Source organism: Kribbella pittospori (genome assembly GCF_004331465.1).
GTDB lineage: Bacteria > Actinomycetota > Actinomycetes > Propionibacteriales > Kribbellaceae > Kribbella > Kribbella pittospori.
This window is the reverse complement of the sequence record NZ_SJKB01000013.1, coordinates 45295-69945: the sequence shown is the minus strand read 5'-3', so window position 1 is coordinate 69945 and position 24651 is coordinate 45295. Positions and strand designations below refer to the sequence as shown.

General features: G+C 68.4%; 23 protein-coding genes and 1 pseudogene. 12 read left to right on the top strand and 12 right to left on the bottom strand.

Annotated elements, in window-relative coordinates; all coding sequences use genetic code 11:
* Positions 1-52 precede the first annotated feature (52 nt).
* On the top strand, positions 53-379 hold the full coding sequence (locus E0H73_RS33770; protein WP_131363282.1) for a PadR family transcriptional regulator: 327 nt from the start codon (positions 53-55) through the stop codon (positions 377-379).
* Here E0H73_RS33770 and E0H73_RS33765 read toward each other — a convergent pair.
* From E0H73_RS33765 to E0H73_RS33750, 4 genes are all read right to left on the bottom strand, one after another.
* The gene (locus E0H73_RS33765) at positions 359-1012 is read right to left on the bottom strand and encodes a permease prefix domain 1-containing protein (RefSeq protein WP_131363280.1); all 654 of its coding nucleotides are present in this window, start codon (positions 1010-1012) and stop codon (positions 359-361) included. The genes E0H73_RS33770 and E0H73_RS33765 overlap by 21 nt on opposite strands.
* A 30-nt stretch (positions 1013-1042) precedes the next feature.
* The gene (locus E0H73_RS33760; RefSeq protein ID WP_131363278.1) at positions 1043-1435 is read right to left on the bottom strand and encodes a DUF2784 domain-containing protein; all 393 of its coding nucleotides are present in this window, start codon (positions 1433-1435) and stop codon (positions 1043-1045) included.
* Between the two features lie 12 nt (positions 1436-1447).
* Complete coding sequence (locus tag E0H73_RS33755) at positions 1448-2104, bottom strand: GNAT family N-acetyltransferase (protein ID WP_131363276.1); 657 nt, start codon at positions 2102-2104, stop codon at positions 1448-1450.
* Positions 2105-2189: 85 nt separating this feature from the next.
* Positions 2190-2378 (bottom strand): hypothetical protein, encoded by a 189-nt coding sequence (locus tag E0H73_RS33750; protein ID WP_131363275.1) that lies wholly within the window; start codon positions 2376-2378, stop codon positions 2190-2192.
* Between the two features lie 199 nt (positions 2379-2577).
* Between E0H73_RS33750 and E0H73_RS33745 the strand changes: the two genes are divergently transcribed.
* The 5 genes from E0H73_RS33745 to E0H73_RS48100 all read left to right on the top strand — a co-directional run bounded on the left by E0H73_RS33745 (position 2578) and on the right by E0H73_RS48100 (position 7308).
* Positions 2578-3888, top strand: coding sequence for an aminotransferase-like domain-containing protein (locus E0H73_RS33745; protein ID WP_131363273.1), 1311 nt, complete (start codon positions 2578-2580; stop codon positions 3886-3888).
* A 134-nt stretch (positions 3889-4022) separates the two neighbouring features.
* The gene (locus E0H73_RS33740; RefSeq protein WP_131363271.1) at positions 4023-4973 is read left to right on the top strand and encodes a D-alanine--D-alanine ligase family protein; all 951 of its coding nucleotides are present in this window, start codon (positions 4023-4025) and stop codon (positions 4971-4973) included.
* Positions 4974-4980: 7 nt separating this feature from the next.
* On the top strand, positions 4981-5901 hold the full coding sequence (locus tag E0H73_RS33735; RefSeq protein ID WP_131363269.1) for an SURF1 family protein: 921 nt from the start codon (positions 4981-4983) through the stop codon (positions 5899-5901).
* A gap of 577 nt (positions 5902-6478) precedes the next feature.
* Positions 6479-6832: a DUF3817 domain-containing protein gene (locus tag E0H73_RS33730; RefSeq protein ID WP_131363267.1), complete on the top strand. Its 354-nt coding sequence runs from the start codon at positions 6479-6481 to the stop codon at positions 6830-6832.
* A gap of 347 nt (positions 6833-7179) precedes the next feature.
* On the top strand, positions 7180-7308 hold the full coding sequence (locus tag E0H73_RS48100; protein WP_272949172.1) for a hypothetical protein: 129 nt from the start codon (positions 7180-7182) through the stop codon (positions 7306-7308).
* Positions 7309-10311: 3003 nt separating this feature from the next.
* Here E0H73_RS48100 and E0H73_RS33720 read toward each other — a convergent pair.
* The 8 genes and pseudogenes from E0H73_RS33720 to rpmH form a co-directional block, all read right to left on the bottom strand.
* Positions 10312-11268: a ParB/RepB/Spo0J family partition protein gene (locus E0H73_RS33720; RefSeq protein ID WP_131363265.1), complete on the bottom strand. Its 957-nt coding sequence runs from the start codon at positions 11266-11268 to the stop codon at positions 10312-10314.
* Between the two features lie 144 nt (positions 11269-11412).
* Positions 11413-12348, bottom strand: a complete 936-nt coding sequence (locus E0H73_RS33715; protein WP_165555927.1) for a ParA family protein — start codon at positions 12346-12348, stop codon at positions 11413-11415.
* A gap of 464 nt (positions 12349-12812) precedes the next feature.
* Positions 12813-13484, bottom strand: coding sequence for a 16S rRNA (guanine(527)-N(7))-methyltransferase RsmG (rsmG, locus tag E0H73_RS33710; protein WP_131363263.1), 672 nt, complete (start codon positions 13482-13484; stop codon positions 12813-12815).
* 27 nt (positions 13485-13511) lie between these two features.
* On the bottom strand, positions 13512-14030 hold the full coding sequence (locus E0H73_RS33705) for a Jag family protein (RefSeq protein ID WP_475009307.1): 519 nt from the start codon (positions 14028-14030) through the stop codon (positions 13512-13514).
* 328 nt (positions 14031-14358) lie between these two features.
* A pseudogene (gene yidC, locus E0H73_RS33700) lies at positions 14359-15276 on the bottom strand (membrane protein insertase YidC); the annotation flags it as partial.
* A gap of 66 nt (positions 15277-15342) precedes the next feature.
* Positions 15343-15654 carry a membrane protein insertion efficiency factor YidD gene (gene yidD / locus E0H73_RS33695; RefSeq protein ID WP_131363259.1) on the bottom strand — a complete coding sequence of 104 codons (312 nt, stop codon included), beginning with the start codon at positions 15652-15654 and terminating at the stop codon, positions 15343-15345.
* A complete protein-coding gene (rnpA, locus tag E0H73_RS33690) occupies positions 15651-16010 on the bottom strand; it encodes a ribonuclease P protein component (protein WP_131363257.1) in 360 nt (119 codons plus the stop codon). Before rnpA ends, yidD begins: the two co-directional genes overlap by 4 nt.
* Positions 16011-16036: 26 nt before the next feature.
* Positions 16037-16174: a 50S ribosomal protein L34 gene (gene rpmH, locus E0H73_RS33685; protein WP_130386492.1), complete on the bottom strand. Its 138-nt coding sequence runs from the start codon at positions 16172-16174 to the stop codon at positions 16037-16039.
* A gap of 1211 nt (positions 16175-17385) precedes the next feature.
* Here rpmH and dnaA point away from each other — a divergent pair.
* From dnaA to E0H73_RS33655, 6 genes are all read left to right on the top strand, one after another.
* Complete coding sequence (gene dnaA / locus E0H73_RS33680; protein ID WP_131363509.1) at positions 17386-18936, top strand: chromosomal replication initiator protein DnaA; 1551 nt, start codon at positions 17386-17388, stop codon at positions 18934-18936.
* A 520-nt stretch (positions 18937-19456) separates the two neighbouring features.
* Entirely contained in the window at positions 19457-20602 is a 1146-nt protein-coding gene (gene dnaN, locus E0H73_RS33675; RefSeq protein ID WP_131363255.1) for a DNA polymerase III subunit beta, read from the top strand.
* 26 nt (positions 20603-20628) lie between these two features.
* Positions 20629-21549, top strand: a complete 921-nt coding sequence (gnd, locus tag E0H73_RS33670) for a phosphogluconate dehydrogenase (NAD(+)-dependent, decarboxylating) (protein ID WP_131363253.1) — start codon at positions 20629-20631, stop codon at positions 21547-21549.
* Position 21550: 1 nt separating this feature from the next.
* Positions 21551-22690, top strand: a complete 1140-nt coding sequence (gene recF / locus E0H73_RS33665; RefSeq protein WP_131363251.1) for a DNA replication/repair protein RecF — start codon at positions 21551-21553, stop codon at positions 22688-22690.
* The gene (locus tag E0H73_RS33660; RefSeq protein ID WP_131363249.1) at positions 22683-23261 is read left to right on the top strand and encodes a DciA family protein; all 579 of its coding nucleotides are present in this window, start codon (positions 22683-22685) and stop codon (positions 23259-23261) included. The genes recF and E0H73_RS33660 overlap by 8 nt, the downstream gene beginning before the upstream one ends.
* Before the next feature lie 43 nt (positions 23262-23304).
* Positions 23305-24648 (top strand): hypothetical protein, encoded by a 1344-nt coding sequence (locus E0H73_RS33655; protein WP_131363247.1) that lies wholly within the window; start codon positions 23305-23307, stop codon positions 24646-24648.
* Positions 24649-24651: the final 3 nt, after the last annotated feature.

Genomic DNA, 24651 nt, shown 5'->3' with positions numbered 1-24651 from the left:
TTGACTACATGTTGCCTCTCGACAGTAGCAGGCATATGAGTAGACTGGCTACATGAAGGCGGATGCGCTGCGTGGGCACCTGGACCCGATGATCCTGGCGGTCGTCGAGCCCGAACCGCTGCACGGCTACGCGATCATGGAAGCCCTGCTGGAGCGCAGCGGCGGCGAGCTCGACCTGCCCACCGGCACGCTGTACCCGGCGCTTCGGCGGCTGGAGCGGGCCGGCTACCTGGCCAGCGAGTGGAGCACGGTCGGCGGCCGGAAGCGGCGGACGTACCAGCTCACCTCGGCCGGCCAGAAGATGCTTGCCTCAGGCAAGCAGGAGTGGCTGACCTTCCGGGCTGTGGTGGAAGGCGTTCTACGCCCGGGCCAGGCGTAGGCAACGGCCGGCCTGAAGACCGACGAACGCCAGCGGCAGAACGACGAACGCCCCGACGACCCCGAACGCGGGGAGGTCGGGCGTGCGACCGCCGGTCGCCGACATGGCGACACCGATCAGGCTGATCACGACGGCGCTGACCAGGGCGAAGACTGCCGTAACGCGAGTGAGGTGCTGGCGGACGAACGCGTTGCGCAGGCCGATGCCGGCCGCGATGACAGCCACGACCGCGCCGGCGATCGCGAACATGCCCACGGTCCGGACGAACGACTGCAGGAACTCGTTCACCGGGTTCGGCGTCGCCGGGTCCTGGTTCCAGCTCCAGACGCCTTCCTGCCAGACGATCGGCTGGATGATCAGCGCCAGGAACAGCATCATCGCGGTCCGCCGGCTCTGGCTGACCGCGAGATCGGCGCGATAGCCGGGGACGACGTCGGACAGCTCACCGAAGTCGGCCACCGCCTCGCGCTCGGCCTCGTCCCGGTCGAGTCCGTCGGCCTCGAAGGCCTCGGTCGCGTCGACCAGGTGGTCCCGCGCCTCGGCGAGCAGGTCGGCCTTCCGCCGGCGCGGGCCGGGCAGCGCCTTGCCGAGTGCGGTCAGGTACGCGTCAACCGGCGTACTGGTGCTGGACACGTCTTCCAGTATGGGGATGCCGGGACCCGATCACGTCCGGGGTCCCACTGACTGTCCCCTGAGCTTGGTGTTCCGACGGTGCCGCAGGACGAAGAAGCCGACGTAGGAGATGACCACGAGGGCGAAGCCGACCTTCTCCGCGGCCGGTGTCTGGCCTTGCGGCCACAGGGTGCCGTTGAGGTAGTGGTTGATGTACCCCGCCTCGTACGGAGTCTCGCCGCCCTTGCGCAGGAAGAACTTCTCCACGTCGGTGAACGGGCACTCGTAGTCGAAGACCACGATCGAGGCGCTCCACACCACGACGGCCAGGTGCGCCCAGATCACCTTGGGCCATTTCCAGGCCAGGAATCCGCCGAGGACGAAGAACAGCAGGAACGCGGCGTGCACCACGACCATCACGTCCGCGAGGAAACGCCAGATCATCGCGACCCCGCCTCAGGGACTCGGCGTACGGGTGAGGGCGTCCCGGACCGTGACCGGCTTGGGCGGTGAGTGCTCGGGCCTGATCGCGCCCATCAGCCGCTCCACCGCGGCCTCCATCTCGCTGCGCCACGTCACCGCTGAGCGCAGATCCAGCCTCAGCCTGGGATTCCGTGGGTGCTCGCGGACGACGCCGAAGCCGACCGCACGGAGGAACTCGGTCGGCCAGACACAGCCCGGCCCGTCCCACCTGGAGTCGCCGAACGCCTCGACGGCCCGGAACCCACGCTTGAGCACATCCTTCGCCACCGCCTGGACGAGGATCTTGCCCAGTCCGAGGCCGAGGTAGCGCGGCAGGATCCGCCCGGTCGCGAGTACGACGGCGTCCGGGCTGACCGGCGCGGTCGGGAACGCCTGGATCCTCGGCAGGTACGTCGCCGGGGCGTACACCGCGAACCCGGCCGGCTCGTCGTCGACGTACAGGACGACGCCCGCGGTACCCCAGTCGAGCAGTAGCTGTGACAGCCAGGCCTCCTTCTCGAGGCCGGTGTCGCCGTTGCGGTCGGCCTGCTTGGCGGCGACCGGGTCGAGCTCCCAGAACACACAGTCACGGCACGGCACCGGCAGCTCGCCGAGATTGGCGAGCGTCAGCGGTTCCAGCCGTCGGGCCATCAGCGCGTCCGGTCCGCGGTGCCCGGTGTCCGGTGGGGCGGCGTCCTGCCTGTTAGCTTCGTCACCTTGGGTGTCCCCCTGCGGCTCATCGGGCCGCCGGAGCCGGAGTGGGAGCCGCTGCCCGCACGTCCGGGGTCTCGGTCGCCTCCGGGGCGACGTACCGTTGCTGCACCTTGGCGGCCGGTTGCCGCCGGAAGAGCTCGCCGGCGAAACCGGCCAGCACACCCAGTAGCAGTCCGCCGAGCGTCCAGCCGGCAGCCTTGCCCACGCTCATCCCAGATTCCTGCCTTCCGCTCCACCTCTCAGGCCGCACCCGACCGCGGACTGTCTCAGCAGCCAATCCGCGGCATGGTCGGAACCTGCCCCTATAAGGCATGGTAGTGAGAGGTCACGCCGTTCCACAGCCCAGGCACACTCGGGCTGCGCGGCGTAGCCTGGTGACTTCCCTCGATCACCGTCCATGGAGTGGCTCAGTGAGTGCTGACGTGCCTGATGTCCGGCAGACCCGTCTCGACAACTACGTCGACCGGTACGCAGCACGGACCAAGGGCATGACCGCATCCGAGATCCGGGCACTGTTCTCGGTCGCCAGCAGGCCCGAGGTGGTCTCGCTGGCCGGCGGCATGCCGAACATCGGTGGACTCCCCCTCGACGTGGTCGGCGGCGCGGTCCGCGACCTGGTGATCGACAACGGTGCGGTGGCGATGCAGTACGGCTCCGGCCAGGGCGATCCGGTACTGCGGGATCAGATCTGCGACGTGATGCGGCTGGAGGGGATCGACGCCCACCCGGACGACGTCGTCGTCACGGTCGGGAGCCAGCAGGCCGTCGACCTGGTCACCCGTGTGTTCTGCGACCCGGGCGACGTGGTGATCTGCGAGGCTCCGTCGTACGTCGGTGCCCTCGGTGTCTTCCGTGCGTACCAGTGCGAGGTCGTCCACGTCGCGATGGACGACGACGGCGTCGTACCGGAGGCGCTCGAGCAGGCGATCACAGCCGTGCGTGCGGCCGGCAAGCGGATCAAGTTCTTCTACACGATCCCGAACTTCCACAATCCGGCCGGTGTCTCGCTGTCCAACGAGCGGCGTTCGCGCGTGCTGGAGATCTGTCAGCGCGCCGATCTGCTGGTGCTGGAGGACAACCCGTACGGGTTGCTCGGCTTCGACGGTGAGCCGCAGCGGGCGCTGCGTGCCGACGACCGCGAGGGCGTGATCTACCTCGGTTCGTTCTCGAAGACGTTCGCGCCGGGCTTCCGGGTCGGCTGGGCGGTCGCGCCGCACGCCGTACGCGAGAAACTCGTGCTGGCGCAGGAATCCGCGACCCTGTGCCCACCGGTCTTCAGTCAGCTCGCGATCTCGTCGTACCTGACCCGGCATGACTGGCTCGGGCAGGTGAAGCAGTTCCGGGAGATGTATCGGGAGCGCCGCGACGCAATGCTGGCGGCGCTGACGGAAAAGATGCCCGCGGCAACGACCTGGACCAGGCCGGGCGGCGGGTTCTACGTCTGGCTGACCCTGCCGGACGGGCTGGACGCGAAGGCGATGCTGCCGCGCGCGGTCACCGCGCGGGTGGCCTACGTACCGGGAACCGCCTTCTTCGCCGACGGTTTCGGGTCGCAGTGCATGCGACTGTCGTACTGTCATCCGACGCCGGAGCGGATCACCGAAGGCGTCGGCCGGCTGGCCGCGGTGATCCACGAGGAGCTCGAGCTCCGGCAGACCTTCGGCCCGCTGCCACCCGGCGCCGGGCACGGGTACGACGCCCCGGGTCCGGAGCTGACCTGATAGCCAGTGCGCAAAGGTTGCGCAATGGATCTGCGGGCGGCCGGGGGTCCTTGACGCGGTAGCGGTACCGTTCCAGTGGGCCTCGGGACCGGCGACCGTGCCGGAGTCGCCCACGAGTGATCGGGATATTTGTGATGAGTGATCTGGGTCGAGTGCTGGTACTGGCAGGCGGACTGTCACACGAGCGGGACGTCTCGCTCCGGTCCGGCCGACGGGTCGCCGACGCCCTGCGCAGCGTCGGCGTCGAGGTCGAGCAGCGTGACGTCGACGCGAACCTGGTCGAACGGCTCCGCGACGATCCGCCGGACGCGGTCTTCCCCGTCCTGCACGGCGTCACCGGCGAGGACGGCGCGCTCCGCCAGGTCCTCGACCTGTACGGCGTTCCGTACGTCGGCGCCGACGCGGCGGCGTGCCGGACTGCCTTCGACAAGCCGGTCGCGTCCACCATGGTTGGCGCTGCCGGACTGCAGACACCCTCGTCTGTGGTGCTCGGGCACGAGACGTTCCGCGAGCTGGGCGCCGCCGCGCTGATGGAGGCGGTGATCCACCAGATCGGGCTGCCGCTGGTGGTGAAGCCGGCCCGCGGTGGTTCGGCGCTCGGTGCGTCGATCGTGCGGTCGGCCGAGGAGCTGCCATCGGCGATGGTGAACTGCTACGCCTATGGGCCGGTCGCCCTGATCGAGCAGTACATCCACGGGACCGAGATCGCGGTGACCGTGGTCGACACGGGCGACGGGCCGCGCGCGCTTCCTGCGGTGGAGATCCGGCCGGATTCCGGGTTCTACGACTACGAGGCCCGCTACACCGCCGGCGCGACGCAGTTCGTCGTACCGGCTCAGCTGGGCGATGGCGTCGCGGCCGCGTGTGCTTCGGCGGCGGTCACGGCCCATGAGGCGCTGGGGCTGCGCGATCTGTCGCGGTCGGACCTGGTCGTGGACGCTTCGGGAGTGCCTTGGTTCCTGGAGGTCAACGTCGCTCCAGGGATGACGGAGACGTCGTTGGTGCCGTTGGCAGCCGAGGCCGCGGGCATCGAGCTGGGTGTGCTGTGCCGCGACCTGCTGGCTGCGGCCGCGGCTCGTTGTTGAGGTCCTGATGGATGGACGGCCGCTGTGGCGGACGGTGCTGACGCCGCGGTGGTCCGGATTGTTGCTGTTGGCATTGGCCATTGCTGCGGTGATGTCCGTGCTGGGCGTTTGGCAGTTGGACGTGTACCAGTCGAAGACCGACGCGGCCACGGCCAAGCGAGCCGAGGGTGAGCCGGTCGCGTTGCAGTCGCTCTTCTCGATCGACGAGGGTCTCCCGTCGAAGGCTGTCGGCCGGCGCGTGACCGTGAGCGGTACTTGGGCGCCCGGTGCGGATCAGGTCTTCATCGCAGATCGGCGGCAGGGTGATCGGGACGGGTTCTGGGTCGCAACCCCTCTGATGGTTGACGGTTCGGGTGCCGTGATGGTCGTCCGCGGTTGGGTTGCCTCGGTCAACGATCCGGCCGCGACGGCACCCACAGGCCCGGTGAAGCTGACAGGAACGGTCACGGCCTCCGAGGCCGAAGACTCCTCCGCCGACGCCGCCAAGGGCCGCGTCCTGTCCTCGCTACGCATCCCAACGATCGTCCACCTGGTCGACTACCGCTTGTACGACGCCTTCGTCATCCAGTCGTCAGTCGAGTCCGGCGCCGTACCTTCCCCCGCCCCAGCCGTAGTACCCCCGCCCCCGCCTCCCACCGACCACGCCGGCCTCCGCAACGTCGCCTACGCCTTCCAATGGTGGATCTTCGCCGCCTTCACCCTCTGGATGTGGTGGCGAATGGTCACCGACGCCCACCGAACCGAAGCAGAGCCCAACGACTCAGCCGACGGAACCGATGGCGGGTCCGACGGTGAGCCCGCCGGTGACGGCGCCGGGGGCGGTGGGGCTGACAGGTCCGACGACGCTTCGGACGACGCGACTGCTGACGGGTCCGATCGTCAGCCTGGCGAAGGCGCCCGGGCCACTGCGGCTCACCGATCCGACTAGGGCTCGCATGACAGGACCGAGGTCGATCCGGAGGTGAGCCGGCTGGCGATGGGGGCTTAGACGCAGAAGGCTGACGGGACCCCGTTGGACTGATGGTGGTCCGCTCGTCAGCCTGGCGAAGCCGCCCGGGCCACTGCGGCTCACCGATCCGACTAGGGCTCGCATAACACGACCGATGGTCGATCCAGTGGTGAGCCTGGTAGCGACGGGGACCCAGACGCGGAGGCTGAGGGGACCGATCTCGGGACCGATGGTCGATCCGGTGATGAGCCTGGTAGCGAGGGTGACCGAACCGATGGGGTAGACGGGTCCGATGACGGCTCGTGTGAGGTGACCGCTGGTCGATCCGGTCGTCGGCCTGGTGATGACGGCGACCAAGCCGCGAAGTCTGCCGGGTCTGAACGAGAGACCGATGGTGAGTCGAGTAGTGGGCCTGTGGTGAAGGTGACCGGGCCGATGGGGTAGACGGGTCCGATGACGGCTCGCATGACAGGACCGATGGTCGGTCCGGTGGTCGGCCTACTGGTGAAGGTGACCGGGCCGGTGGGGCTGTGGAGTCGAGCGGTACCGTTTCAGCGTGACCTCACCAGCCGACCCCGCCACCTCCGCCACCCCGCAGCCACTCACGCCGGCCGTCCGCGGTGCACTCACCCGGTATCGCGTGATCGCCTACATCGTCGGTGTCATGCTGCTGGTGCTGCTGTTCGTCGCAATGCCCCTGAAGTACCTCGCCGACGACCCCAGCGCAATGGACGTCGTAGGCCCCCTCCACGGCTTCCTGTACGTCATCTACCTACTCGGCACCTTCGACCTCTTCCGCCGAGTCCGATGGTCCCTCCCCCGCCTGGTCCTGATGGCCCTGGCCGGCACCATCCCCTTCCTCTCCTTCTACGCCGAACGCAAAACCACCCACGAACTTGTAGGCCGCTAATCCCGCAGCCGCCCTCTCGCGGCGGCCTCAGCTTGTCCCTCGTGCCAAGCCCTCAACGACATCACCCAGGCAAACCGCGCCAGCTGAAACCAGCTAGCCACGCACGCCTGGGACAATCGGCCTCGCCCTTCGCATCCTGGTGAGTCTGTGTCTGACAGTCCCCGATAGGCGCCAAGCTCGAGCTGCCGCGCTTCGCTTGCCATCGGACGTACGGGGTCTTGTCGCCTCGTGAGGTCACCTGGCGACAAGTTCTCAGCTAGCTTGCTCCCGTGTCGACGAGGCGCTCCCCTAGGCCTGTCGCGGCGCCGACGCCACCGCGCCTCGACACCTCGGCCATCACGATCTCGATGACACACTCAAATGCCACTGCGGCCACCAACTCGGTCGACGTCCGCAAGCCCGACATCGGCGACCGCGGCTCCCGGTACGCGCCTCTTCCCTCCGTGTACTGGGAGAACCTGACCGGCCTCGACTGATACGCCTCAACTGGGGCGATCGACTGGTCCCTCGCCGTAGGCCCTCACCGACGCCAAGCTCCCCGCCAGCCACCTCATCAAAGCCGCCCACGCCCGAATGTTTCACATGAAACATTCGCCGCAAGTCCCCAAATAGCTTTGTCGACAAATCCCGCGCGGATCGGTTCGAGACCAGGCCCGCACCCGAACCCCCAGAATTCCTCCCCCAACGCGATCCTAAGCACCTTCGCGCAGCGTGTCGCCGCCCTGCTCTCGACGCCAACGGCTAGAAGCGGCAGCCCCGCACCTCGCTAAGAATCCCGCACACAGAGGAATCCGGCAGTTCCGGACGCCAGCCTCGCCGACCCAACGGCCGTTCGAGGTTCCGACCTGTCGGCCTTCTCGCCCGGGTTCCTGATGCGCAGCGCCCCCTCACACCTCAGCTCTCCTCACGGTCCCTGCCGAGCACCTGCCCACTCCCGCCCGCTGCCCACTCCCGCCCGCTGCACAGCCTCGCTCGGCCAGGCCGACCTCGCGGATCCGGCGTCGACACTCCGCGGCCGTGAGCCGCGGATGCCCTCGGCAACACCCCGCGCCCGGCTGCCCGCCCTCCGCCAGCGTCCGCCCGCGCGGAGAACGGGTAGTCCCAGCCCGGCCACGGACCAACACTCGCCGGAACGAGGCTCTGTGCCGTCCGCAGCCGACGACTACCCGTCGTTCGGTGCACCCAGAGACCGAGTCAGCAGCCGCGGCCGAGGCTGACTAGCGAGTGCGGGGTCGAGATGAAACCAGCCAGGCTGCACGACTCCGCTATCCCCCCAGGCGCCGGTGCCCTCGGCAACTGCCGTCGCCCGTCCGCCCCGGACTTCGCCGACGTCTGCCGTACCAAGGACGACGACTCCGCCGACCGCAGGCACCAAGGATCTCGGCAACTGCCGCCGCCTCCTCACCTGGAGTCCGCTGCCGTCTACGCCAGGAGGCGTCATGCCACAGGCCTCGCTCGTACGAGGTGCGGGTAGTCCCCTACCGCCTTCCTCCGCCCGAACGCCGTCCCCGGGGGCACTGCGTCCGGCTCCGCCCCCGTCTTCGACAGATCCTGAGGCGTCGGACAAGCAGCCGCGGGCGAGTCGGCTAGCCGGTGCTGGACTGATGTTTCATGTGAAACATTCGATGACTGGCTGGCGGAGATCTGGCCGAGCGAGTTCGCTCTACTCCTCCGACCCGAGACGCCGGCTGCTCGGCGAGCTGCTCAGTCCTGCCGTCTCCCGGACCTCCGACCGTGCCGAGGAACGACCAGTCGTCACTGAGTTTGCAGAGCGGCGCGGCGCGCCTCGCTGGCAAGCGCAGTCGTCCTCGAGGTCAGCCTGTCGCCGCGCTGCAGACATCCACGCAGCCCCGGCGGCGGTGGCCTCGGGCCGACGGCTCACGTGCCTCGGTCCACTTGGAGGGGCCGAACGACGTCCAGTCTGACCTCCACTCGACCGGCTGAACGGCCGCGGTCGAAGCGAGCTAGCTAGAGAGTGCGGGCGTGGACATGAAGCCAGCGAGGTCCGGTGTACTTCGGACCTCGCGCCGGGCGAGGTGGGTTCTGTAAGTGCGCTTGTCTTCCGACCCAGGTCTTCGTCGCGAACGCCGTACCGAAGGACGGGTGGTGGTCAGTCGGCTTGCAGCCTGGTCCGCTCCCGGCGCCACGTTGAGCTGGGCTCGTGCCTACCTCCTGTCCTTCGGGACATCAGGAGGACTGACTGGCACCCCGATCGGCGGGAAGTCCGTAGGTGGGGATCTCGGCGCCGAGGACCTCGTGGACCGGGGCGGGTGGGCGCCGGTCTTGCCTGGCTGCGCCGGATCAGGCGACGCCGGCCTTGCCCGGCCGAGCTGGGTCGGGCACTGAGCGCCGACCCGTCGTGCTCCGGAGGATCGTGGCCGGGGGTCAGAGCCGCGGGCAGTTGCCGCGGCGGGATGCACGACCGGTGGGAGTGAACGGCCGGGGCGGAGTGAACGGCCGGCGCGGGATGGGCGACCGGGGCGGGGTGGGCGACCGGGGCGGGGTGGGCGACCGGGGCGGGGTGGGCGACCGGCGCGGGGTGGGCGACCGGCGCGGACGAGCGGGGCGGAGTGGACGACCGGGCGGGGTGCTCGGCCGGGGCCGGGGTGGGGGGGCCGGGCGGGGGTCGGGGCGATCGGAGCTTCTGCGGCGTGGGGTCGTCGGTGGGCGCCGTGGTTGGTGCGGTCGCGTGGGACGACTGGGGTGTTGGTGTGGTTGGGAGGTGGCGGTCTCGGCGCCCTTGTCAGTCCGCTGCATGACGGTGGTGCGAGGGGCCGCTCGCCGGGGCCGAGTCGGTGGAGGTGACTAACGCCGGCGGGTCACGGGGTGGTGGGTTACGGGGGGGTGGTCCGGAGTCGCCTTGGCGCTTGTGGCGCAGGTCGTGACCCGGTCACTGCGACCGACCCACTGCTGGAGATCGTCTACCGCCCGGCCGTGTCGGTAGGTGGCGGGTTGAGGGTCGCGTTGTGCGACGGCGTACATGGCGTGGCTTTGGGGCGCTGGTCTTGGGAGTCCTCGCGTGGAGCGGGGCGGTGTGCGGTTGTGTCGGCACGGGAGGCGGCCGTGGAGGTGGGGCGGTGGTAGCCGGGTGCTGCCCGCGACGGTGGTGGTCGTGTCCGCGAGGTGGTGGCTGCGAGATGTGGTCGCGCCCGCGAAGTGGTCGCGGCGTAGTGGTGGCCGTGCCAGCGAGATGTGGCCGCGAGATGGGGCGTGCCCACGGGAGTGGTCGCGGTGAGGTGGTGCTTCCCGTGAAGTGGTGATGGCCGCGACGGTGGTGGTGCTGGCGGCGACGGTGGTTGTTCGGCCCGCGGCGTGGTGGACCTGCGGGCTGGTGTTGACCGTGAAGGAGGAGTGCTGGCCGCGAGCTGGTGCTGCCTCGCGAAGGTGGTCCTGCCCGCCAAGGTGGTGCTGGCCGCGAAGGTGGTGCTGGCGCCGGATCCCTCGGGTGCCGCCCGCGAAGGTGGTGCTGCCCGTGCGACCTACGGGGTCTGCTTGTTGGGGTCCATGAGGGTGACTATGCGTTCTAGGTCGTCCAGGGACGCGAACTCTACGGTGATTTTGCCCTTGGTTTTGCCTAGGTCTACTTTGACGCGGGTTTCGAAGCGGTCGGAGAGGCGGTCGGCCAGGTCGACCAGGCGCGGGGCGACCGGCTTGTTGCGGCGGCGTTGGGTGGGGGTGGCGTCGTCGGCGTTCATGTCGCCCAGGGCGACGATCTCCTCGACGGTGCGGACGGAGAGCCCCTCGGCGACGATGCGTTGGGCCAGGCGCTCGATGGCGTCGCCGCTGGGGAGGCCGAGCAGGGCGCGGGCGTGACCTGCGGACAGGACGCCTGCGGCTACGCGGCGCTGTACGCCGGCCGGGAGCTTCAGGAGGCGCAGGGTGTTCGAGATCTGCGGGCGGGAGCGGCCGATCCGGGTGGCGAGGACTTCCTGGGTGCAGCCGAAGTCGTCGAGCATCTGCTGGTACGCCGCTGCTTCCTCGAGCGGGTTCAGCTGGCTCCGGTGCAGGTTCTCCAGCAGCGCGTCCCGGAGCATCACGTCGTCCGAGGTGTCGCGAACGATGGCCGGGATTGTGGCGAGGCCTGCCTCCTGGGTCGCGCGCCAGCGGCGCTCGCCCATCACCAGTTCGTACTTGTCGTGCTCCAGTCGGCGTACGACGATCGGCTGCAGCAGCCCGATCTCCTTCACCGAGTGGACCAACTCCTCCATCGCCTCCTCGTCGAAGACGCTGCGCGGCTGCTTCGGGTTCGGGGTGATCTTCGAGACCTCGATCTCGGCGAACTCCGCACCCGGCACCGCGGCGAGCTCCGACTCAGGCCGTGCGGCCGGCGGTGCTCCCGGAATCGAACTGGACTTGCTGCCGAGGGTGGCGGTGCTCCCAGGAGCAGGCGTGCTGGGGATCAGCGCGCCAAGTCCGCGTCCGAGTCGGGTGTTCATCGCGCTCCCTCGAGTTCGACAACCTGCTGATGTCCTGCGGTCCTACCGAGCACCGTTTCACGTGAAACAGCCCGCCCAGGAATCCTGCTGGAGCAACCGTAACCGGTGTCCCAGTACGCCGGGCGGGCCAGGGCCGTCGACGGATCAGGTGTTGTTGCGCATGGCGATCTCACGGGAGGCCTCCAAGTAGGAGAGCGCTCCGGCGGACGCCGGGTCGTACGCGAGGACCGTCTGCCCGTGGCTCGGTGCCTCCGAGATCCGGACCGAGCGCGGTACGGCGGTCCGCAGTACGGCGTCCTGGAAATGGCCACGAACCTCGGCCGCGACTTCGCCGGCCAGCTTGGTGCGGGCGTCGTACATCGTCAGGAGGATCGTGGAGACGTCGAGACCCGGGTTCAGGTGCGACTTCACCATGTCGATGTGGCGGAGGAGCTGGGACAGACCCTCGAGCGCGTAGTACTCGCTCTGGATCGGGACCAGCACCTCGCGGGCGGCGGTCAGCGCATTGACCGTCAGCAGGCCGAGCGACGGCGGGCAGTCGATGAAGACGTAGTCGTACTTCTCTCCCGCGGCCTCGGTCTCGGCCAGGTGCGCGTCGAGGGCACGCTTCAGCCGGCTCTCCCGGGCCACGATGCTGACCAGTTCGATCTCGGCACCGGCCAGGTCGATGGTTGCCGGGATCACCATGATCCCGGGGTGCTCGGCGCACGGCTGGAGCAGCTTGCCCAGCGACTCACCCTCGATGACCGCCTCGTAGACACCCGGAGTGCCTTCAGAGTGATCGATGCCTAGGGCCGTCGACGCGTTGCCCTGGGGGTCGAGGTCGATGACCAGGATCCGCGCGCCGTACAGCGCCAGGCCGGCGGCGACGTTCACGGTCGTCGTGGTCTTGCCGACGCCACCCTTCTGGTTGGCGACAACGAAGACCCGGGTCTCGGCAGGCAGCGGGAACTCGCGGCCCATAGTGCGTCCTTCATTCACCAGCAGGGTCCGTTCGGTGGCGGCGGCGATCGGAGTCTCGAGAAGTCGTCGCTGAAGCTCGTCCGACGTGGCCCGCGCGGCGATCTGTGCGGCAGTCATAGCGCCCATTCCAATAGGTGCGGGACTTGGCCCGAAGAGGATGTCGGTAGGGGTCGGGGCGGGTGTGCCCCCAGGTTCATCCACAGGCTTCTGTGGACGAATCCCCGCGTGCGAAGGCAGTTTCATGCGGTCGTCATCCACAGGCGGTGGAGACTCGGAGAAGTTGTCGTCGGCATCTACCAGCGATGCCGTTTCACGTGAAACACCATCATCTCCTGGCGCCCCGGCTTCACGTGAAACGGGAGTCTCGTCAGGAGCGGATGCTTGGTCGAGACCGGTCGCGGCGACCGACCGGAGAGCAGAACTGTCGATCGGCGGCAGGTACTCGTCGCTCGCCGGCTCGGCGTCTGCGGTCAGCAGTTGGGAGTTGGAAGCGGGTTGTGCGGGCCAGCCGATCGCCTGGGAACTCTTGGCTTCCCCGGTGCTCTTCTCGGGCCATCCGAGGGCACGACTCACCAACCCACTCACCTCCCGCGTCTTCCGTGCCGGGATCCCCCTGCAGCACGTCCGGCCACAATACTCACGACTGTCGTCGGCTGGGCCAGTTCATCGACGCCGAGTTGGTGAATGTGCCACAGCTCGGCTCCGAGGGCCTCGAGTTCGCGTTCGGAGGCGTCCAGTTCCTCCTCGACGGACGAGCCCTTCATCGCCAGCATCAGCCCCCCTTCGACGCACAGTGGCAGGCACCACCCGGCCAGTTTGCCCAAGGGGGCGACGGCCCGGGAAGTCACCACGTCGTACGACGCCGGCGGGAGTTCTTCGGCCCGTGCGCGGACCACGGTGGCGTTGTCGAGTCCGAGGGACTCGACCGCCTCCTGGAGGAACGTGGTGCGCCGGAGCAACGGCTCGACGAGCGACACGTGGAGGTCGGGACGAACGAGAGCGAGCACGATGCCCGGTAGGCCTGCGCCGGTGCCGATGTCGGCGACCGTCGAGTCCTCGGGGACCAGCCGCTCGAGGACGGCACAGTTCAGCAGATGGCGATCCCACAGCCGCGGGACCTCGCGCGGGCCGATCAATCCGCGGAGAGTTCCTTCGGTGGCCAGCAGTTCGGCGTACGCCGCAAGCCGGACCGCCGCCCGTGGATACAGCTTCTCCACGAGCGGCGGCGTTTCACGTGAAACAGGTTCGGTCACAACGTCACACGTCCGGCGATCATCGGATCACGACGGCTGGACGACGACGCGGCGGCGCGGCTCCTCGCCCTCGGACTCGCTGGTCAGGCCGGCGGCGGCCACCACGTCGTGGACGACCTTGCGCTCGAACGGCGTCATCGCGTCCAGGCGCACCGGAGTACCGGTCGCCTTCGCCTCCTCGACGGCCTTCCGGCCGACCTCTTCCAGCTCGGCCTTCCGGTTCGCCCGGTAGTTCGACACGTCCAGCATCAGCCGCGACCGCTCACCGGTCTCCCGGTACACGGCCAGCCGGGTGAGCTCCTGCAGCGCCTCGAGCACCTTGCCGTTCTCGCCGACCAGGTTGTTCAGTTCCGCACCGACGATCGAGACCGCGGCACGGTCGCCGTCGATGTCCATGTCGATGTCACCGTCGAGATCGGCGATGTCCAGCAACTCCTCGAGGTAGTCGGCGGCGATGTCGCTCTCCGCCTCGAGCGCCTTCAGACGATCGGCAGCGGAGTCGGTGGACTCCCCTGTCGCCTCGTTGTTCTGCATGCCGTCGCTCACGGCCACTCCTTCACAATGTCGAGATCCGCCCCACGGGGACCCAGGTCATACACAAGCAGGAAGAGGAATCAGCGCAGGCAGGTCAGCGTGATCCGCCGGACTTCTTCTGCGCAGCCTTCTTCTGGGCGGCAGACTTCGCCGCCGGCTGGCGCTTGGCAGCCGTCCTCTTCTTGCCGGCCGGCTGCTTCTTGGCAGCACCGGCCTGAGTCTTCTTCGCCGCGTTCGGCTGGGTGTTCGACGCCTGCCCGTTACTGGCGGCCTTCGCATCGTCAGCCGAACCGCCGGAGTCCGAGGCGCCGCTCGCAGCACCGCCGGCGGGAGCGCCGCCCTTGCGGTCGCTGCGCGACTGCCGCTTCGGCTGCTGCCGCTGTGCCGGACGACGGTCCGAACCGGGCTCCGTCGTACCGTCGGCGGACGCCAGGCCCTCGTCGGCCGGCTTGCCCGCGCGCAGGTTGTGCTCGCGCTTGCGGGCTTCCATCGCGTCGTACGCCGGGGTGCCCGGAGCCGGGTTGCGGCGGATCACGTAGAACTGCTGACCCATCGTCCACACGTTGGAGACGAACCAATAGATCAGCACACCGATCGGGAAGTTGAAGCCACCGATCAGGAAGAAGACCGGGAAGACGTACAGCATGATCTTCTGCATCTGCGCGGCCTGGCCGGTGAGGGCTTCCTTCGGCATGTTCTTGCGCATCAGCTGCAGCTGCGTGGTGAACATCGTCGCGGTCATCAGGATGATCAGCACGATCGCGACGATCTTGACGTTGTTCTCGCCCGGACCGCTGGCCTTCAGGAAGGTCTGCGAGATCTCCGCGCCGAAGATCTTGGCGTGCTGCAGCGACTCGACGTACGGCTCCATGATCTTGCTGTGAGCCTTGCCGTTCGCCGCGTAGTCCAGCACCCGGAACAGGGCCAGGAAGATCGGCGACTGCAGCAGCAGCGGCAGGCACGAGGAGAACGGGTTCGTCCCGGTCTCCTTGTACAGCTTCATCATTTCCTGACCGAGCTTCTCCCGGTCGTGGCCGTACTTCTTCTGCAGCTCCTTCATCTTCGGCTGCAGCAACTGCATGTTCCGGCTCGAGCGGATCTGCCGGACGAACAGCGGGATCAGCAAGGTGCGGATGACGATGGTCAGGCCGGCGATCGACAACGCCCAGGCCCAGCCGCCGTTCGGATCGAGCACCTGGCTCCACACCCAGTGCCAGCCGACGAGCAACGCCGAGACGGCCCAGTACAACGGCGTCATAACGGCGTTGAACAGGTCTACGATCCCGTCCCACAACGCGAGTTCGGGGATGGCCAGAAGAGTCACTCAAGCACCTCGCTGCACAGGCCCGGCGTCGGTGGACGGTCCGGGCTGGTTGGCGGAGATCGACTCTCCGCGCTGGTCGACATCTGTGGGTGGAACGGGGTCGTAGCCGCCGGGGTTCCACGGGTGGCAGCGCACGAGTCTCCTCGCCGCCAGCCAGCAACCGCGCACCGCACCGTGGCGTTCGACCGCCTCCAGGGCGTACGCCGAACAACTCGGGTAGAACCTGCACACCTGCCCGTACAGCGGGCTGATGGTCAGTCGGTACAACTTCAGAAAACCGATGATCCCGCTCTTCACGGGATTGATCCTCATCGTGGGTCCAGGATCCGCCGCAGCGCACCGTCGACGTCCGCGGCCAGTTCGTCGTACGACGCCGAAGCGGACGACGGAAGGGCGCGGACGACGGTCAGGCTGCCGGCCGGTAGATCAGGGAGCCGCGTGGCCAGGACAGCACGCAGACGACGGTGGACCCGGTTCCGCAGAACCGCGTTACCCACCGCCTTGTTCACCACGAATCCGACGCGAGCGGGCGCGGCCGGAGCGTCGTCCGCCCGGTCGTCCCGCACCAACAGATGGAGGACCACCGCACGCCGCCCGGCACGCCGTCCCGATCGGACGGCGCGGCGGAAGTCGTCGGACCGGCGTAACCGGTTCGACGCGGGCAACACGAGGTGGTCACCGTCGAGGAGGTCGGTCAGGCCGCGAGGCGCTGACGACCCTTGCCACGGCGGGCGGCGATGATCGCGCGCCCGGCACGGGTACGCATCCGAAGACGGAAGCCGTGCTTCTTGTGCCGGCGACGGTTGTTCGGCTGGAACGTCCGCTTGCTCACTGGAATGACTCCGGTTACTCGAGATCACAATGATCGACAGATCCACTGATAGATCTGCCGCTGGTGCAGTCCTGCACACACGCCACTCAGGAACCAGTGTGGTCCAGCAGGGAGCGCAGCACAAAAGGGCCGGTTCAACACCGACTGATCAACGGTACGTGGCCGCCTGTGGACAGGTCAAACCAGCCGTCCCCATAGTTATCCACAGGCCTGTGGACAGAATAGTGGCCACACGGGCAGTCAACGGGTCGTCACGCAGTGGTCAGGATGGTCACCGACCGCGATCTCTTCAACACGACTACGCTCCGGCGTCCACCCGACACGCCGGACGTTTCCCCCAAATTGCTGTTCATAGCCTGTGGATGACGGCTTGAAGCAGGCTGGGCAACCTTGTTAGCGTCTCCCCCTCACACCAGAGGTCCCACACCCCGCGATCGGTAACCAACCTGCTCCACGCGTCGTTCACAGTTGTGGACAACCGTGTGGAAAGTACGGCGCCCGACTGCGGACAACGGCAACCGCGCCGAGCCGGAACGGGCGACGCACCGGCTGCACGGGTGTCGGGTCTAACGGTCGCGCCGAACGGGTCCAACCCGGAACGCGCCGGCCACCGCAGCGATGGATTCGGGGAGCAACGCGTGGTCGAGGACCATTCCGCCAGTGCGGAATTCACAGAGGTGGAATACACCGGCGACGGCAGACACGATCTGCGGCCGGAACCGGCGGCGGACTTCCGGTCCGAGATTCCGTCGGCCCCAGAGCCGGCGCCGCGGACCGATCCGGCCGACCACCTCAGCCCCTCTCTTCCGATTCCCCTCCCCGAGCTCCCCGCGTCCGGCTACCGCCCGCAGTACCAGGGCTACGGGTACCGCTCCGAGCTGGAGCGAGCAGCCACCGATCTACCGACCGGCCCGGCACCGACGCCGGCGCCCACTCCAGAGCCTCCAGCGGGTACGGCGTACTTCGGTGCCGCACCGGTGGTCGGCAATCTCAGGTACTCCGGTGAGACCAGCAACAACTGGGCCGGTGCACGAGGACCGGCTGAACCGCCAGGAAACGATCGCCCCGTGTACGGGGACGGAGCAGGACCGGTGCGGAACGAGGGTGATGGGCGTGCGAACAATGAGAGCGGCACTGCTGAGGTTCGGGTGCCCGAGCTGCAGATCGGTGGGCCCGGGGTTGCCGAGCCTCGAGCCGAAGGACCCGGTCCGGTGACGGACCTCGGTGATGCCTGGACCCGAGTCCTCGCGGGCCTCCCGCCGAACCAGCGTGCCTGGCTGACCAACTCCCGCCCGGTGACGCTGCACGAGAGCACCGCGATCGTAGCGGTGCCCGACGACTTCACCCGCGGCCAACTGGAGACCCGGCTGCGTCCCGACCTCGAGCGGATCCTGTCGGAGAGCTTCGGCCGCGACATCCGGATCGCCGTGACGGTCGACCCGTCGCTCGACCCCGAACTGCGCGAACCGCAGGCGCCGCCGCAGCCCGTCGTACGTGAGCCGCTGCGGACCGACGGTGCGTACCAGCCGACGATCCAGTCCGCGCTGAGCGAACCGAACAACAACGCTCCACAGTTCAGCCCGCCGCAGCGGCAGGAGCCCGCGCCGCAGCACTACGAGCAGCCGCGTGGTCCCGCGCCGCAGCAGCAGCCGTTCGGTCACCAGCTCGGCTCGGTCGCCCCGCCGCCGAACGGGATGCCCCAGCCGGCCACCGAGGCGCAGGGTGAGGCGCGGCTGAACCCGAAGTACACCTTCGAGACCTTCGTCATCGGCAGCTCGAACCGGTTCGCCCACGCGGCCGCGGTCGCCGTCGCCGAAGCGCCGGGCAAGGCGTACAACCCGCAGCTGATCTACGGCGACTCCGGTCTGGGCAAGACCCACCTGCTGCACGCGATCGGCCACTACGTCCGCAGTCTCTACACCGGTGCCCGGGTCCGGTACGTGTCGAGCGAAGAGTTCACCAACGACTTCATCAACGCGATCCGCGACGACAAGGCGTCCCAGTTCCAGCGCCGGTACCGCGATGTCGACGTCCTGCTGATCGACGACATCCAGTTCCTCGAGGGCAAGATCCAGACCCAGGAGGAGTTCTTCCACACCTTCAACACCCTCCACAACGCGAACAAGCAGATCGTGATCAGCTCTGACCGCGCACCGAAACGCCTGGAGGCGCTGGAGGACCGCCTGCGGAACCGGTTCGAGTGGGGCCTGATCACCGACATCCAGCCGCCCGACCTGGAGACCCGGATCGCGATCCTGCGGAAGAAGGCGGCCACCGAGCGGCTGACCGCGCCGCCGGAGGTGCTGGAGTTCATCGCCTCGAAGGTGCAGACCAACATCCGTGAACTCGAGGGCGCACTGATCCGCGTCACCGCGTTCGCCAGCCTGAACCGGCAGCCGGTCGATCTGAGCCTGGCCGAGATCGTGCTGAAGGACCTGATCCCCGAAGGCAGCAAGCCCGAGGTGACGGCCAGCATGATCATGGGCCAGACCGCGTCGTACTTCGGTCTGTCGATCGACGACCTGTGTGGCTCGAGCCGGAGCCGGGTGCTGGTGACCGCGCGGCAGATCGCCATGTACCTGTGCCGCGAGCTCACCGACCTGTCGCTGCCGAAGATCGGTCAGCAGTTCGGCGGCCGCGACCACACCACCGTGATGCACGCCGAGCGGAAGATCCGGCAGTTGATGTCGGAGCGGCGCAGCGTCTTCAACCAGGTGACCGAACTGACCAACCGGATCAAGCACCAAGCGAAGCAGCAATGAGGCCGGTGACCGCGTCCAGAATTCTGTACGCCGAGGGCTACGCCGCGGTCACCGGAACCACACAGGCTGGGGATACTCCTGTGGATAACTGTGGGTATCACCGTGGACACATCGCTGTGTGTTGTGGATTGGCTGTGGGGACAGAATTCGTCATCACCAGGCGTCCTCAGCCAGACCGGGATTCATCCACACGGCGTACACAGGGCAAAACCACGTCTGACCTGCGAACTCGGGGCTTTTCCACAGTATCCACCGGTGCTAAGAACCCTATGGAATCTGTAGAGAGTTCCCAGTCCACAAAACGATCGAGCGGCCCAACCTGGGGAAAACCCCGGTCTCGCGCCGGCTTGCGGCACCTGTCAGGCTGTCCTCGGAGCACAATGAGGGGCAGCACGCAGAACCACCGGAACGACGCCGACGCGACCCGCCCGAAGCGCCACGTCACGCCCGATTGGCGCAGAGCACACTTGTCCGTGGCAGGATCTGCCTGGCACACAGCCGAATCAGGAGGCACCCAGCGGTGAAGTTTCGCGTCGAGCGCGACGTACTGGCCGAGTCGGTGGCCTGGGCCGCGCGCAGCTTGCCCAGTCGTCCCAGCGTCCCGATCCTTGCCGGCCTTCTGGTCGAGGCCGAGGACGGGCAGATCACCCTGTCCGGTTTCGACTACGAGACCTCCGTTCGCGTCACCGTGCCCGCACAGGTGGCCGACAGCGGGAAGTGCCTGATCTCCGGCCGGCTGGTCGCCGACATCTCCAAGAGCCTTCCGAACCAGCCGGTGGACATCGCCGTCGACGGTGCGAAGGCCCAAGTCACGTGTGGCAGTTCGCGCTTCACGCTCCAAACGCTTCCCACGGAGGAATATCCGGCTCTGCCGGAGCTTCCGGCCGCGAGCGGGACGGTCAAGGCCGACGTCTTCGCCCAGGCGGTCTCGCAGGTGGTGACCGCGGCCGGGCGTGAGGACACGCTTCCGGTGCTGACCGGTGTCCGGGTCGAGATCGAGGGATCCACGATCTCCCTGCTGGCCACCGACCGCTACCGGCTCGCGATCCGCGAACTCGAGTGGAACCCGCAGTCCCCCGATGCGTCCGCGGCCGCGCTGGTGCCGGCCCGGGTGCTGTCCGAGACCGCGAAGGCGATGACCGGATCGGACGTGATCGTGTCGCTGGCCGCGCCGGGCACCGGTGACGGCATCGTCGGTTTCGAGGGCGAGGTCTCCGGCGGCAACCGGCGGGCGACCACCCGCCTGCTGGACGGCGAGTTCCCGAAGGTCCGCGGCATCATCCCGACCGACGCCGCGATCGCGACCCGGGTCCGGATCGACACCGCCACGCTGGTCGAGGCGGTCAAGCGCGTGGCCCTGGTGGCCGAGCGGAACGCGCCGGTCCGGCTGACGTTCAGCGACGACACCGTGACGCTCGACGCCGGCAGTGGTGACGAGGCCCAGGCGTCCGAGTCGATCGAGGCGCGGGTGTCCGGTGAACCGGTGACCGTAGGCTTCAACCCGACGTACCTGCTCGACGGCCTGAACGCGATCGGTACGCCGGTCGCGCACCTGGCCTTCACGCAGGCGACCAAGCCGGCCGAGCTGACCGGTGTGCGGGACTTCGACGGTGATCCGATCAGCGAGTTCCGGTACGTCTTGATGCCGGTTCGCCTGAACAGCTGAAAGCCAACAGAACAAGGGGATTCACGATGGAGCTCGGCCTTGTCGGTCTCGGCAAGATGGGCGGCAACATGCGCCAGCGGATCCGCAACGCAGGCCACACCGTGGTCGGGGTCGACCACAACCCGGACATCTCCGACGCCAAGGACCTGGCCGACATGGTCGGCAAGCTCACCGCGCCCGGCCAGCCGAAGGTGGTCTGGATCATGGTGCCGGTGCAGGCGATCGACGCGGTCGTCGCCGAGCTCTCCGACCTGCTCTCCCCCGGCGACATCGTGATCGACGGCGGCAACAGCCGCTGGACCGACGACACCCGCCGGGCCACTCAGCTGGCCGAGAAGGACATCCGCTTCGTCGACTGCGGCGTGTCCGGTGGCGTCTGGGGCCTGGAGAACGGCTACGCCCTGATGTGCGGCGGCGACAAGGACACCGTCGACGTCGTGATGCCGATCTTCGAGGCGCTGAAGCCCGAGGGTGAGTTCGGCTTCGTGCACGCCGGCAAGGTCGGCGCCGGCCACTTCTCGAAGATGGTCCACAACGGCATCGAGTACGGCATCATGCAGGCGTACGCCGAGGGCTACGAACTGCTCGAGGCCGCCGACGTCGTGGAGAACGTGCCGGAGGCGTTCGAGTCCTGGCGCGAGGGCACCGTGATCCGGTCCTGGCTGCTCGACCTGCTGGTCGCCTCGCTGAAGGACGACAACCACCTGGCCAAGATCCGCGGGTACGCCGACGACTCCGGCGAGGGCCGCTGGACCGTCGAGGCCGCGATCGACCACGCGGTGCCGATGCCCGCCATCTCGGCCGCGCTGTTCGCCCGGTTCGCCTCCCGGCAGGAGGACTCGCCGGCGATGAAGGCGATCGCGGCGATGCGCAACCAGTTCGGCGGTCACGCGGTGAAGGGCGCCGAGGCCGCGGACCCGTCGTACGCGACACCGCCCAAGCACTGAGGTGTATGTCACCGCCCTGGGTCTGCTCGACTTCCGGTCCTACGCGCAGGCGGAGGTCGAGCTCGCTCCGGGCGTGACGGCCTTCGTCGGGCCGAACGGCCACGGCAAGACCAACCTGGTCGAGGCGATCCACTACACCGCGACCCTCGGATCACACCGGGTCGCGACCGACGCGCCGCTGGTCCGGGCCGGGGCCAGCAGGGCGATCGTGCGGACCGAGATCCGCAGCCAGTACGACCGGGACGTCGTCGTCGAGCTGGAAATCAATCCTGGGAAGGCAAATCGGGCCCGCGTGAACCGTTCGCCGGTGCCGCGGCCACGGGAAGTGCTCGGTCTGCTCCGCACGGTGCTGTTCGCGCCGGAGGACCTCGCCCTGGTGAAGGGCGATCCGTCCGAGCGACGCCGTTTCCTGGACGAGTTGCTGACCTTGCGATCGCCGCGGATGGCCGGCGTACGGCAGGACTACGACCGCGTGCTCAAACAGCGGAACTCGTTGCTGCGCAGCGCCTCGATGGCCCGTCGGCAGAACCGGTCGGGCGCCGCCGAGGGGCAGTTGCGGACGCTCGAAGTCTGGGACTCGCACCTTGTCCGGGCCGGGTCCGAACTGCTCGCCACCCGGCTGGAGTTGCTCGAATCCCTGCGTCCACTGGTCTCCGGCGCGTACGACGCTGTTGCCCGAGGCAAGGGTAATGCGCGGCTGGAGTACAAGTCGTCGGTCCTGCTCGAGCCCGGTGTGGTGTCGCGGGAGCAACTCACCGAGGTGCTGAGCGCGACGGTCCGGGAGAAGCGGCAGGACGAGCTCGAGCGAGGGGTGTCGCTGGTCGGTCCGCATCGCGACGACGTCGTACTCGGGCTCGGGGACTTGCCTGCGAAGGGGTATGCGAGTCACGGTGAGTCGTGGTCGTTCGCGCTCGCGCTGCGGCTGGCGTCGTACGAACTGCTTCGATCCGACGGGGGTGAACCGGTGCTGATCCTGGACGACGTGTTCGCCGAGCTCGACACGCAGCGCCGGGACCGATTGGCGGAGCTGGTTGCGCCGGCCGAGCAGGTGCTGGTGACCGCGGCGGTCGGCGCGGACGTGCCCGCTGAGCTCAGCGGCATCCGGTTCGATGTCGGTGAAGGATCCGTGCGGCGTGCCTGAACCCCGGAATTCCTCTGAGAGCGGCTTCGAGAGCGAGGCGGCTCCGGAGCGTCCGGACGAAGCCGACCACGACAAGCAGGGACTGGACCTGGCGAAATCGCTCGCCGGGCGGCTGAAGCAGCAGGCTGCGAACGGCCCGATCAAGCCGGTCAAGCGGACCCGCCGGCGGCCGCGGATCGACGGCGCCCAGATCAGCAGCGCGCGTCCGGACGACCGGGATCCGCAGAAGTTGACCAACACGGTCGGCCGGCTGATGCGCGACCAGGGCTGGGAGGTCGATGTCGCCGTACACGGCGTGATGGCGCGCTGGCCGTCGATCGTCGGTCCGGAGATGGCCGAGCACTGTACGCCGGAGTCGTACGAGAACACCGTGCTCACCGTGCGTACGTCGTCCACCGCGTGGGCCACCCAGCTCAAGCTCCTCGCCCCCGACCTGGTCCGCCGCCTCAACACCGAACTGGGCGACGGCACGGTCACGCAGGTCAACGTCCAGGGACCCCACACCCCCAGCTGGCGGAAGGGTCCCCGCACCATCCGCGGCGGCCGCGGCCCCCGCGACACCTACGGCTGACCGATTCCCCCAGCGACCCGCAAAGCCCCTAGGATCAGGCGCGATGCGCACGATCGTCGATGGTTTCCGCGAGATGGTCCAGCTGATCGGAGACACCTTCCGGCTCTGGTGGCGGAACCTCCTGCCCCTGACGACGTGGTGGCTGGCCGGCTTCCTCGGCTTCAAGGCCTGCGTCGAGGCCGCGATCTGGCTGGACGAGCACGCGCACTCGAGCCTCGGCACCGGAGTGTTCTCGATCGGTGTGCTGCTCCAGATCGCCGCGTCCGTCGGCATGATCCGGACCTGCGCGACCTCGCTCTACCGCTGGCGTGACGCGGCGTCCAACAAGAGCGAGGAGACCTCCGACCCGACGCAGCAAGGCGTGATGGAGCTGCTGGCCGTCACCCTGCTGCCGCTGGTCGCGGTGTGGTCGGCCTGGGGATTCCTCGAGGACCAGATCGGATCGCTGACGTCCACGAACAACGTCCAGCGTGGTCTGCAGTCGGGCGCCGCCTTCTTCGAGCTCGGCGGCGGTCAGTGGCACAAGTACCTACCGGCGATCGTCATCCTGCTGGTTCTGCGCCGGGTGATCGAGGCGGTCGACGACCGCTGGCCGAGCCGGCCGGCGAAGTTCGTCCAGGTCTGGGCCGAGGCGTTCTTCCTGCTGATCACGGTCGTCGTCACGCCGTTCGCGGTCGACGACGCCAAGGGCTGGATCAGCGAGCGGACGTTCTGGTACTGGTCGCTGGACTGGTGGGACGGGCTGAAGGACTTCTTCGCCGGGATCCACATCCCGATCCCGGCCGGGATCGAGTTCCTCTGGGGCTTCTTCTGGGAGAGCCTCTGGCCGCTGTTCAAGCTCGGCGTCGCCGAGCCGCTGACCTGGCTCGCGATCACGACCGTCGTCTTCGGTCACCGGGTGCTGACCAGTGGCGGCGTCTTCAAGGGCACCCGGGTGGAGCGCCGCTTCGGCGGTCAGCTCGAGCAGGAGGCACCGCAGCAGAACCGGATCGTTGCCCTCACCAACAAAGCCCCGAACCTGGTGCTCGGCGGACTGCGGGAGAAGTTCTACCCGACGCTGAACGCGTTCCGGCTGCTGGTCCGGGTCGGTCCGGTGTTCCTCGGCGTCGTCTGCATGGTCTACACGTTCTGGCTGCTCGGCAGCGACTGGGCGTTCGTCCTGATCCAGCGGGCGGTCGGACCGGAGAGCATGCACTGGGGACTGATGGTCCACGAGATCGCCAACCTGGGCCAGAGCCTCATCTTCGAGCCGTTGCGGATCGCCTTGCTGGCGGCGGCGTTCGACCTCTGCATCTCGGTCGGCGCCCAGCGCCGCGCCGAGGCCGCCGAGGCAGAGGCGGCGAAGGCGGAGACGAACGAGGCGGCCAAGCAGCCGGTCAACGCCTGATCG

What these genes read in the sequence shown, in the direction of transcription:
- E0H73_RS33770 (WP_131363282.1), top strand. Translation starts at nt 53, where the DNA reads ATGAAGGCGGATGCGCTGCGTGGGCACCTGGACCCGATGATCCTGGCG.
- E0H73_RS33760 (WP_131363278.1), bottom strand. Translation starts at nt 1,435, where the DNA reads ATGATCTGGCGTTTCCTCGCGGACGTGATGGTCGTGGTGCACGCCGCG.
- E0H73_RS33755 (WP_131363276.1), bottom strand. Translation starts at nt 2,104, where the DNA reads ATGGCCCGACGGCTGGAACCGCTGACGCTCGCCAATCTCGGCGAGCTG.
- E0H73_RS33750 (WP_131363275.1), bottom strand. Translation starts at nt 2,378, where the DNA reads ATGAGCGTGGGCAAGGCTGCCGGCTGGACGCTCGGCGGACTGCTACTG.
- E0H73_RS33740 (WP_131363271.1), top strand. Translation starts at nt 4,023, where the DNA reads ATGAGTGATCTGGGTCGAGTGCTGGTACTGGCAGGCGGACTGTCACAC.
- E0H73_RS33735 (WP_131363269.1), top strand. Translation starts at nt 4,981, where the DNA reads ATGGATGGACGGCCGCTGTGGCGGACGGTGCTGACGCCGCGGTGGTCC.
- E0H73_RS48100 (WP_272949172.1), top strand. Translation starts at nt 7,180, where the DNA reads ATGACACACTCAAATGCCACTGCGGCCACCAACTCGGTCGACGTCCGC.
- E0H73_RS33720 (WP_131363265.1), bottom strand. Translation starts at nt 11,268, where the DNA reads ATGAACACCCGACTCGGACGCGGACTTGGCGCGCTGATCCCCAGCACG.
- E0H73_RS33715 (WP_165555927.1), bottom strand. Translation starts at nt 12,348, where the DNA reads ATGACTGCCGCACAGATCGCCGCGCGGGCCACGTCGGACGAGCTTCAG.
- yidD (WP_131363259.1), bottom strand. Translation starts at nt 15,654, where the DNA reads ATGAGGATCAATCCCGTGAAGAGCGGGATCATCGGTTTTCTGAAGTTG.
- gnd (WP_131363253.1), top strand. Translation starts at nt 20,629, where the DNA reads ATGGAGCTCGGCCTTGTCGGTCTCGGCAAGATGGGCGGCAACATGCGC.
- E0H73_RS33655 (WP_131363247.1), top strand. Translation starts at nt 23,305, where the DNA reads ATGCGCACGATCGTCGATGGTTTCCGCGAGATGGTCCAGCTGATCGGA.